We start from the raw sequence: 9,316 nt of genomic DNA, 5'->3' as shown, positions 1-9,316 counted from the left end.
CGCGCCCGGGCACGCCCTCCGCCCCCGAAGGCTGCTGCGCCTCCTGCTCGCGCGCCGCCGCGGCAGCCGCCGCATCGGCGCGGCGCCGCGCCTCCTCGCGCTCCAGCCGCAGGAGCCGCATCAGGCGGTCGCGCTCCAGAATCTCGTCCTGCAGCTTTTCCACCCGCTCGACCTCGCGCTCGAAGGCGCGGACGGAGAGATAGCCGACGAGCGGGGTCACGTCGATCGTCCGCTCCGGATGGGTCACCGGACCCGCGAAGGCGAGGCCGACCTCGGGGCTCGCGCCGGCCACCTTCTCGCCCGCCGCGACCTTGAGCGACCAGTCGCTCGCAAGCCGCATGGCGTTCAGGTCGAGGCTCGCGCTTCCAAGCACCGTCGCGCTCTCCGCGTCGACCGACACGGTGGAGACGCGGACCACTCCGGACGTCACCGAGAAGCTGCCGGTTGCGCGCGCGAAGGCGAGCGTGCCGGCGTCGAGGTGACCCTCGAACGCACTCGCGACGTCCGCGCGCTCGAGCTTCAGCCCCGCATCCGCCGCCCGGATGACGGACGAGAAGGCGAGCGGGTTGATGCCGCGCACCAGCCCGTCCGCGATCGTGAAGGAGCCGCTTCCGGAGAGCGCCGAAACGAGCCCGGACATCGAGCGGCCGCGCCCGTTCGCGTCGAAGGCGAGGTCGAGCGTGCCGGTCGCGACCGGCCGGCCCTGCGGCCGCCACACAAGGTCCGAGAGCTCCGCCCCCCGTAGCGTGCCGCGCAGCGCGACGCCCGCCTCCCCGTCCGCGAGCGAGCCCGTGACCGCTCCGTCGAACCGCCCGCCCGCGAAGTCCGCCGCGATCGCGTCGAGTGCGAGCCGGCCCCCGCCGAAGGTGACGCCCAATCCGGCATTCCGCGCGAGCTCTCCGATCCCGAGGTCGAGCTCCTCGGCGGTGACGTGGAGATCGAGCGACAGCCAGTCCGGCAGCGCCGGCGCGAAGGCCGCATCCGGCCAGCCCGTCTCGGTCCGGCGCGCCGGATTTCCCGTCAGCAGGCCGGCGAGATAGGGCAGCGATGCGTGCTTCAGGCCGAGCTCGCCCGAGAGCCGGACGCCGCGGTCGAACTTGGCGGTGAGCCTGCCGCTGACCGGCTCTCCCTCGATGCTCGAAGCGCCGAGCGCGAGCGCTGCGCGCCCTGCGCTCACCGACAGGCTGCCGGAGAGCGCGAGCGCGTGCCCCTCGCCGAGGCCGGGCAGCGCGAGCCCCCCGAGAAGGAGAAGAGGATCCACGTCCTCGCTGGTGAGCGTCAGGCTGCCGGAAAGTCCCGACCCGTCCGCGCCCCCCGGCGCGGAACCGGCGAATTCGAACCCGACATTGGCGATCTCGCCCCGCGCCTCGACTGTGCCGGTCCCGCCTGCCGTTCCGTCGAGAACCAGAGCGAGGCGCGCCGGACCTGATTCGGAAACGGGCAGCGGGTCGAAGCCGAGCTGGCGCAGCAGCGTCGCGCTGTCGCCGCCGGTGGCCAGGAGGTCGGCCCTGCCCTTCCAGCCGGTCGGGTCCGCAAGCCGGCCGGTGCCGGCGACGCTCGCCGTCAGCCGGGTCCCGGCGAAGGTGCCGACGAGATCGCCGGCGATCCGGCCCTTCTCCTGCCCCCCCGCATTGAGGCTGATCTCGGCGTCGAGCGGCGTAAGCGCAGGAGCGACGGCGGCGAAACGCTCCACGAGGGCGCTCGACGGCACGAGATCGCGGACGAATTGGACGGCGCCGGCGAGGCTTGCCGCCTTGACGCTGGCGTCGAGCCGGCCCGCAGGCGTCCCGAACGGATCGTCGAGACGTCCGCGGGCGGTGACGCTCGCACCGGCAAGGTCCTGGATCGAGAGCCGCCGGAGCTCCAGCCCGCCGGCCTCGACGGAGGCATCGATCGCCACCGACTGCGCCCGGATGCCGCCGCTCGTCACCTCGTTCGCCCTGAGATTCAGGAACAGCTGGTCGATCGATCCGCGCGTCAGGGCGTCGCCCGCGAAGAGTGCGGCGATGGCGCGGCCCCTGTCGAGGTCCAGCCGGTCGGCGCTGAGATCGACCGCGACGAAGACCTCGTCGGATCGCTGGAAGGCGCGCAGCGAGGCGGAGCCGCGGACGGTGCCGCCGCCGAAGGCGGCGACGATCGAGGTCGCCTTCTGCGCGAAAGGCTCGAGCGCGATGTCGGCCTCGACGCTGAAGCCGTCGAGCACGCCCGCCCCGCCGCTGCCGCCCCGCCACCAGGCAGCGAAGGCCTGCGGACGCCGCGAGGCGACCTTGCCGTGGCCGCGGAAGCTCGGCTCGGCTCCGATGGCGAGGTCGCCGGAGACGTCGATCCGCGTCTCGCCGGGAAGGAGCGCGGAAAGGATCTCCACCTTCCAGCCGCCCGGCGCGGTCGCGAAATCCGCGCCGACGGCCTGGATGACGCCGCCGCCGACGATCATGCCCTTGACGTCGAGATGGAGCTTGCCCGGGACCGGCGATGCCGGGATCCTGCCGGCAAGCTGCGCGAGTTCGTCGAGGGCGCGCGCGATCGCCACCGTCTCGCCCGGACTGCCGGCGAGCGCACGGTCGACATCGATCTGTCGCGCCTCAAGGGAGACGTCGAAGCTCGGCGCTGCCCCGAGTTCGACCGCAGCGCCTCCGGTCATCATGACGGGCCGGTCGGCCGGACCGTAGGCGAGCTGCATCTCGGTGAGGGAGAGCGTCTCCGGAGTGAGCTCGAATTTCGAATCGAGGCGGAGGGCCGAGAGCGGCGACGGCGCATCCTCCACCGGCACGCCGGCGACCTCGAGGGTCCCGGCATAGACCGGCAGCTCGCCCGGTTCGGTGGTGAGAATGCCGTTGAGCGCCACGCCCACCGGATGGTGCGCCGGCGTCACGCTGACGGAGAGCGGAATGCTCGATCCCGCCTTGCGGCCGACCGCCGCCCGGAACGTGAAGGGCTGGCCGTCGAAGACAACGCCGGCATCGAGCCGGCCCGGCCCGCCGAGCGACTGAGCCTGCAGCACGCCGTTGAGGGAATCGAAGCGCCAGGAGCGGCCGGTCCGGCTGTCGTAGAGATCGACGGCACCGTTCACGACCTCCACGTCGGAGAGCGAGATCCGGGACGGGTCCACTGTTTCGCGGCCCGGAACAGTCTCGGTCTCCGTATCGGAGAGATGCGCCAGGTCGAAACGGAACTCCGGCCGTTCGATCCGCATCTGCAGGATCGTGAACTCGCCGCGCAGGAGCGCCGCGAGCTCGATCTCGGCGTGAAAGCGCTCCATCGTGACGATCGGTGCCTCGGGATCGCCGATCCGGACATCGGTGAAGTTCACGACCGGGGTGGGGAGGAGGCGCAGGTCCGCCTTCCCGGCGACCTCCACGGGCTGGCCGAGCAGCGCCGATACCTGCTGCTCGAAGGTGCGGCGGTAGGCGGTCCAGTCGACGAGGAACGGGCCGATCAGCGCCGTGAAGAGCACGGCGATGATGAAGACACCGAGCCCGATATAGAGCCTGTTCAGCGCTCCCCTCCGTGTCGCGTCAGAGCCGGACGATCTTCCCGGGATTCATGATGTTCTGCGGATCGAGCGCCATCTTGATCGACCGCATGACGGCGAGGGCCGGGCCGAGCTCGCGCTCGAGATACTTCATCTTGCCCTGCCCGACGCCGTGCTCGCCGGTGCACGTGCCGTCCAGCGCGATGGCGCGCTCGGCAAGCCAGCCGAGCAGCGATTCCACCGCCCTGAACTCGACGGGATCCTCGGTGTCGACGAGCACGGAGAGGTGAAAATTGCCGTCGCCGACATGGCCGACGATGGGCGCGATCAAGCCGAGCCGCTCGCATTCGGCCTTCGCCCCGGCGACCGCCTCGGCAAGGCGGGAGATCGGCACGCATACGTCGGTCGCGAGCACGCTGCCGCCCGGCCGCAGCGTCCGCACCGCCCAGTAGGCGTCGTGGCGCGCCTGCCAGAGCCGCGCCCTCTCCTCCTCCCGGGTGGCCCAGCGGAAATTGCCGCCGCCATGCTCGGCGGCGATCTCCCCGAAGGTCCCGACCTGCTCGGCGACGCCCGATTCGGTGCCGTGGAACTCGAGGAGGAGCGTCGGCGTCTCGGGGAGGTCGAGACCGGAATAGGTGTTCGAGGCACGCACCTGCAGCTCGTCGAGAAGCTCGATCCGCGCCACCGGGAGGCCGTACTGGATCGTCGCGATGACCGCGTTGCAGGCCGCCTCCACGGTCGGGAAGCTGCAGATGGCGGCCGAGATCGCCGGCGGGATGCCGTGGAGCCGCAAGGTCAGCTCCGTCATGATGCCGAGCGTGCCTTCCGAGCCGACGAGGAGGCGTGTCAGATCGTAGCCCGCCGATGTCTTCTTGGCGCGCTGCGCCGTGCGGATCACCGTCCCGTCCGCCATCACGGCGGTGACGTTCACGACATTGTCCTTCATCGTGCCGTAGCGGACGGCATTGGTGCCGGAGGCCCGCGTCGCCGCCATCCCGCCGAGGCTCGCATCGGCGCCCGGATCGATCGGGAAGAACAGGCCGGTCGCCCGGATCTGCTGGTTGAGCTCTTTGCGCGTGATGCCCGCCTGCACGACGCAGTCGAGGTCCTCGGGATGGACAGCGATCACCCGGTTCATCCGGGAGAGATCGATGCTGAGGCCGCCAAAGGGCGCGTTGAGATGGCCCTCGAGCGAGGAGCCCGCGCCATAAGCGATGACCGGCACGGAATGTGCCGCGCAGATCCGCACCGCCTCGCCGACCTCCTCGGTCGATTCCGCGAAGAGGACGGCATCGGCCGGCTCGTTCGGGATCCAGGTCGTGGTGTGCGCGTGCTGGCGCCGCAGCGCCTCCGACCGGCTCAGCCGATCGCCGAAACGCTGCGCGAGGATGCCGATCGCCGTCGCGATCCCGCCCTCGTTCCGCTCGGCATGCAAGGCCGTCGCCATCGTCGCTCGGCTCCGTTTCCGGTCGATAAGCTAGCAGTTTCGGGAAGCGGCTGTCCAAAGCCGCAGGCGCGCCGAAGGTCGCGGCCGGCGCTCACGCATAGTGGTTCCGGATGACCGCTCCCGCAATCTCCGGCGCATCGATGACCCCGACCACGTCCTCCGGCCGCGGAACGGCCCCGGCCGAGCGCACGACGATGGCGAAGCTGCGCTGGCGTCGGCTCATGCGCGCGATGATCGTATTGAGGATGCTCGTCTCCGGCGCAATGACGAAATCGTCCGAAATCAGGTCCGCGAGCGTCTGCTCCGCGACGGCGGAAGGCGCGTAGGGCACCGATCCGAACCTGACGAAGCCGACGATCCGCCCCTCCTCCGTCACGACGAGATGCGTCCCCGGCGATCCCGCGATCGCCGTGAGCGCATCCGCCACCTTCGTTTCGGCGGGCAGAACCAGGAAATTGCGGCTCATGAGGTCCTGCGCCTGCTGCACCAGATACATGTTGGTGTGGCGGATCGTCGGGATGGGGCGGCCGCGTCCCCGCAGCTTGATCGTGTAGATGTTCTCGGTCACCAGCCAGCGGCGGACGCCGACCGCGAGCGCCACCGCCAGAACGAGCGGGACGATGACGTTGTAGTCGCGCGTCATCTCGAAGATCATCACGATCGCGGTCATCGAAGCGCCGGTCGCGCCGCCCACGAGCGCGCCCATTCCGACGACCGCGAACTCGGCGGCGGAGAAGCCGTGGCCGGGCAGCAGATACGCTCCGAGGGCTCCGACGGCGCCGCCGAGCGTGGCCCCGATGAAGAGCGAGGGCGAGAACACGCCGCCCGAGGCGCCCGCCCCGAGGCTGATGCTCGTCGCCAGCACCTTGCCCGCGAGCAGGACGAGGAGGAGGCCGACCCCGTAGCTGTCCCCGCTCACGATCGACTGGATGGTGGCGTAGCCGACGCCCGCCACGTGGTAGTGCCCGGTCGCGAGCAGGAAGGCGTAGCTCATCAGGCCGATGGCGAGCATCCCGACGATGTTCTGGGTGTAGGCGTTGCCCGGCAGCTTCGGGAAGACATCCTCGCAGAAGGCGAGCACCCGCACGAAGGCCCAGGACGCCACCCCGGCCAGGAGGCCGAGCAGCGCGAAGCCCACGAGCTGCGCGAGATCGATGGCGTGCTGCGGATCGACCGCCGAGAGCGGCACGAAGAAGGCCGGGTCGAGGCCCAAGGCGATGCGGCCGAGATAGGTCGCGGTCGCGGTCGCCACGACCACCGGAAGGAACGTCCTTCCGCTCACCTCCGGCAGCAGGAGCTCGACCGCGAACAGCACCCCGCCGAGCGGCGTGTTGAAGGTCGCCGCGATTCCGGCCCCGGCACCGGCGGCGAGGAGATTGATCTTCTGCCACCGGGGCAGCCGCAGCGCCCGCGCGATCGTGGAGCCGAACGAGGAGCCGATCTGGATGATGGGGCCCTCCCGCCCGACCGAGGCGCCGCTCCCGATCGAGATCGCGGACGCGATCGACTTCACCACCGCGACGACGCCGCGGACGTCACCGTTCTTGTGGTAGACCGCGTACATCACCTCCGGGACGCCGTGCCCCTTCGCCTCCGGCGCGAAGGTCTGGACGAGGAACACCACGATCAGCCCGCCGATCACGGGCGCCAGGATCACCAGCGGCCCGTACGGGCTCGCCGCCTCGAACTGGTTGGCGTCGTAGAAGAAGCCGATCGTGCCGTTGAAGAAGAGGTTGTGGACGAAGCTGATCATGTAGCGGAAGATCACGGCGCCGACCGCCGCTACGACGCCGATCGAGAAGGCGACGACGCAGAGCATGGGGAGCTTCAGAACCCGCTCCTGCGCCTCTCCTCCCGCGCCGCCTGCCTCCACCCTTGCAATCCTCGCCTCGGCGGGCAGATCGGTCACTTCGGAATCCTCGCTCCTGGGACGGGTTCCGCTACGAGGAGCGTCGCGACGCCGGAGGAATGAGCGATGACCTGCGCCAGATAGCGGGAATGCGGGCTACCTGCACCCGGAGGCTGTCCCGGTCAAGCCGAGGCGGCAATTTCGTGTTCCGGACGGGGTTCAGACGTCGCACGCAGCCGCCCGTCCGAGCAGGAAGGCCTTCTCGCGTGCGTTGCGCGTGAGGGCGGCAGCCCGCCGGAACGCCTCGCCCGCCTCGGCAAGCCGGCCGGCCCGGAACAGGAAGTCCCCCTTCGCCGCCGGCAGCGGAGCATAGTCGCTCAGGGCCGCGACATGCTCGATCTCGGCAAGGAGCGCGAGCCCCTTCGCCGGTCCGAACGCCATGCTGTGGGCCACCGCCCGGTTGAGATCGACGACCGGCGAGGGCATCGCCAGGCGCAGCCGGTCGTAGAGCGCGGCGATCGCCTTCCAGTCCGTCTCCTCCGGATTGCGCGCACCGGCATGGCAGGCGGCGAGCGCGGCCTGCAGCGCATAGGGACGATCCGCACCCCGGAGTGCCGCCGCCCGTTCCAGCGCCGCGAAGCCGCGGCGGATCAGCAGCCGGTCCCAGCGGGCGCGGTTCTGCTCGGTGATGGGAACGAGCGAGCCGTCCGGCGCGGTCCTCGCGGCGAGCCGGGAGGCCTGGAGCTCGAGCAGGGCGAGAAGGCCGAATACCTCCGATTCCTCCGGCATCAGTCCGGCCAGGATGCGCCCGAGCCGCTGCGCCTCCGCGCAGAGGGCGGGGCGAACGAGATCCTCCCCCGCCGTCGCGGCATAGCCCTCGTTGAAGATCAGGTAGACGACCTCCAGCACCGAGGCGAGGCGCGCGTCGCGCTCTTTGCCGCGCGGCACCTCGAAGGCGAGACCCGCGCTCCGCAGCGCCTTCTTCGCCCGCACGATGCGCTGGGCGATCGTCGCCTCGTTGGACAGGAAGGCCCGCGCGATCTCCTCCGTCGTCAGGCCGCCGATCAGCCGGAGCGTCAGCGCGGCGCGTGCCTCGCGGGAGAGGACCGGATGGCAGGCTGCGAAGATCAGGCCGAGCAGTTCGTCGCCGAGATCGTCGTCGAGCGCGGCCTCGACGGCCTCGATCGACGCCGTGCTCTCCTCCTCGAGCTCGCGGCTGATCTCGGCATGCTTCGCGGCGCGCATCCTCTCGTGCCGGAAGCCGTCGATCGCACGCCGTTTCGCCGCGGCCATCAGCCAGGCGCCGGGATTCCGCGGGACACCCGAGTTCGGCCATTCGCTGAGCGCGGCGACGAGCGCGTCCTGGGCGAGTTCCTCGGCCCGGTCGACGTCCCGGACGACGCGCGCGAGGCCCCCGATCAGCCTCGCCCGCTCGATTCGGAAGACGGTCTCGACCGCCCGCTCAGCCTCGCTCGCCATCCGTCCTGACAAGAGCCTGCGGGCGGAAACGTCAATATCCGATCTGGCGCACCCGACGGAGGTGGAAGCTTAGGCTTACGCGCCCTTCCATGCCGGAAGCAGCGACCCTTCCGGCCCGGCGAGCGGATCGGCCGGCGGCAGCGCGAGCTTCGCGATCGCGGCCTCTGCCGTCGCCCGGTCGATCTCGTGCGGCCGCGTGATCGTGCCGTTCTGCCCGGGCGGATAGGCGCCGATCACGGCGAAATTCTCGGTCGGCTCGCCAAGCCGCCTGTGGCCCGTTCCGGCCGGCAGGACAAGCACGTCGCCGGCCGAGAATTCGAGCGCGACGCCATCTTCCCCGCCAAGCCCGACCCGCGCGGCTCCCGCAACGCAGCCGAGCACCTCGTGGCCGGCCACGTGGAAATGCCAGTAGTCGAATATGCCGTCGAGCCAGGCGCCGCCCCAGCCGTTCCGCGCGAAGAGCGCCTGGCAGGCGCTCGGCGTCCGCAGGTCCGGCGCGAGCCCACCGGGATAATAGAGGACCGGAAGAGGGCTGTTGGGGATCGCTTCCCCGGGCGCGAGCCGGATCAGCTCGCCCGGCCATTCCGCAGTCGTACCGCGCAGGTCCATGGGCCGCTCCTTTCCTGCGGGGGAACGGGCGCCGCCGCGCCCCGTTCCGTCGGGCGCGATCCGCGCCATCGCGCTGCGCCTGAAACAATCCTTCACGATTCGTGAACAGGCCAGGGGAACGGACCGCTTTGCCGGCTCTTATCCGGTCAAAGCGGCCGAGACGCGCCAAGGTTGCCGTCGCGGCAGCTTCGAAACTCAGGTTTCGCTCGAGAATGCAGGTAACAAAGCGGGAGATTGATAGATGAGCACCAAGCTTCTGGCCGGCACCGCAATAGCCTGCCTGCTCGCCACCGGCGCGCTGGCCGCCGAGCCGGCGCAGCTTCAATCCTTCCAGGTCGCCCAGGCGACGACGCCGCCGGCCGGTGGCGCCGAGTCCGGCGGCATGAACGCGACCAGCCCGAGCACCGGCGGCATGTCGGGCGGCGCGGCGGGCGGCGCGGCGGACAGCGCGACCACGCCG

At 70.9% G+C, this 9,316-nt stretch carries 7 protein-coding genes; 2 read left to right on the top strand and 5 right to left on the bottom strand.

The window, feature by feature from the left end; translation table 11 throughout:
* From E4O86_RS20985 to E4O86_RS20965, 5 genes are all read right to left on the bottom strand, one after another.
* The coding region (locus tag E4O86_RS20985) for an AsmA family protein (protein WP_161142502.1) at positions 1-3,454 on the bottom strand (3,454 nt) is incomplete at its 3' end.
* Between the two features lie 61 nt (positions 3,455-3,515).
* Positions 3,516-4,919 (bottom strand): FAD-binding oxidoreductase, encoded by a 1,404-nt coding sequence (locus tag E4O86_RS20980; protein WP_161142501.1) that lies wholly within the window; start codon positions 4,917-4,919, stop codon positions 3,516-3,518.
* 91 nt (positions 4,920-5,010) lie between these two features.
* Positions 5,011-6,828: a chloride channel protein gene (locus tag E4O86_RS20975; protein ID WP_343039208.1), complete on the bottom strand. Its 1,818-nt coding sequence runs from the start codon at positions 6,826-6,828 to the stop codon at positions 5,011-5,013.
* Between the two features lie 159 nt (positions 6,829-6,987).
* Positions 6,988-8,247 (bottom strand): RNA polymerase sigma factor, encoded by a 1,260-nt coding sequence (locus tag E4O86_RS20970; RefSeq protein ID WP_161142500.1) that lies wholly within the window; start codon positions 8,245-8,247, stop codon positions 6,988-6,990.
* A 75-nt stretch (positions 8,248-8,322) separates the two neighbouring features.
* Entirely contained in the window at positions 8,323-8,856 is a 534-nt protein-coding gene (locus E4O86_RS20965; protein WP_161142499.1) for a hypothetical protein, read from the bottom strand.
* Between E4O86_RS20965 and E4O86_RS20960 the strand changes: the two genes are divergently transcribed.
* Together E4O86_RS20960 and E4O86_RS20955 are read left to right on the top strand one after the other, a co-directional pair.
* Complete coding sequence (locus tag E4O86_RS20960) at positions 8,855-9,094, top strand: hypothetical protein (RefSeq protein ID WP_161142498.1); 240 nt, start codon at positions 8,855-8,857, stop codon at positions 9,092-9,094. The two genes, E4O86_RS20965 and E4O86_RS20960, sit on opposite strands and share 2 nt — an antisense overlap.
* A gap of 3 nt (positions 9,095-9,097) precedes the next feature.
* Positions 9,098-9,316, top strand: a 219-nt coding sequence (locus E4O86_RS20955; RefSeq protein ID WP_425500148.1) for a hypothetical protein, incomplete at its 3' end; no start/stop codon positions are given.

This window comes from Propylenella binzhouense (genome assembly GCF_009866965.1).
Lineage (GTDB): Bacteria > Pseudomonadota > Alphaproteobacteria > Rhizobiales > Afifellaceae > Propylenella > Propylenella binzhouense.
This window is presented reverse-complemented; position numbering and strand designations above follow the sequence as displayed.

Bases quoted from the DNA above. Each gene is read 5' to 3' on its own strand.
- E4O86_RS20980 (WP_161142501.1), bottom strand. From the start codon at position 4,919: ATGGCGACGGCCTTGCATGCCGAGCGGAACGAGGGCGGGATCGCGACG.
- E4O86_RS20970 (WP_161142500.1), bottom strand. From the start codon at position 8,247: ATGGCGAGCGAGGCTGAGCGGGCGGTCGAGACCGTCTTCCGAATCGAG.
- E4O86_RS20960 (WP_161142498.1), top strand. From the start codon at position 8,855: ATGGGCCGCTCCTTTCCTGCGGGGGAACGGGCGCCGCCGCGCCCCGTT.
- E4O86_RS20965 (WP_161142499.1), bottom strand. From the start codon at position 8,856: ATGGACCTGCGCGGTACGACTGCGGAATGGCCGGGCGAGCTGATCCGG.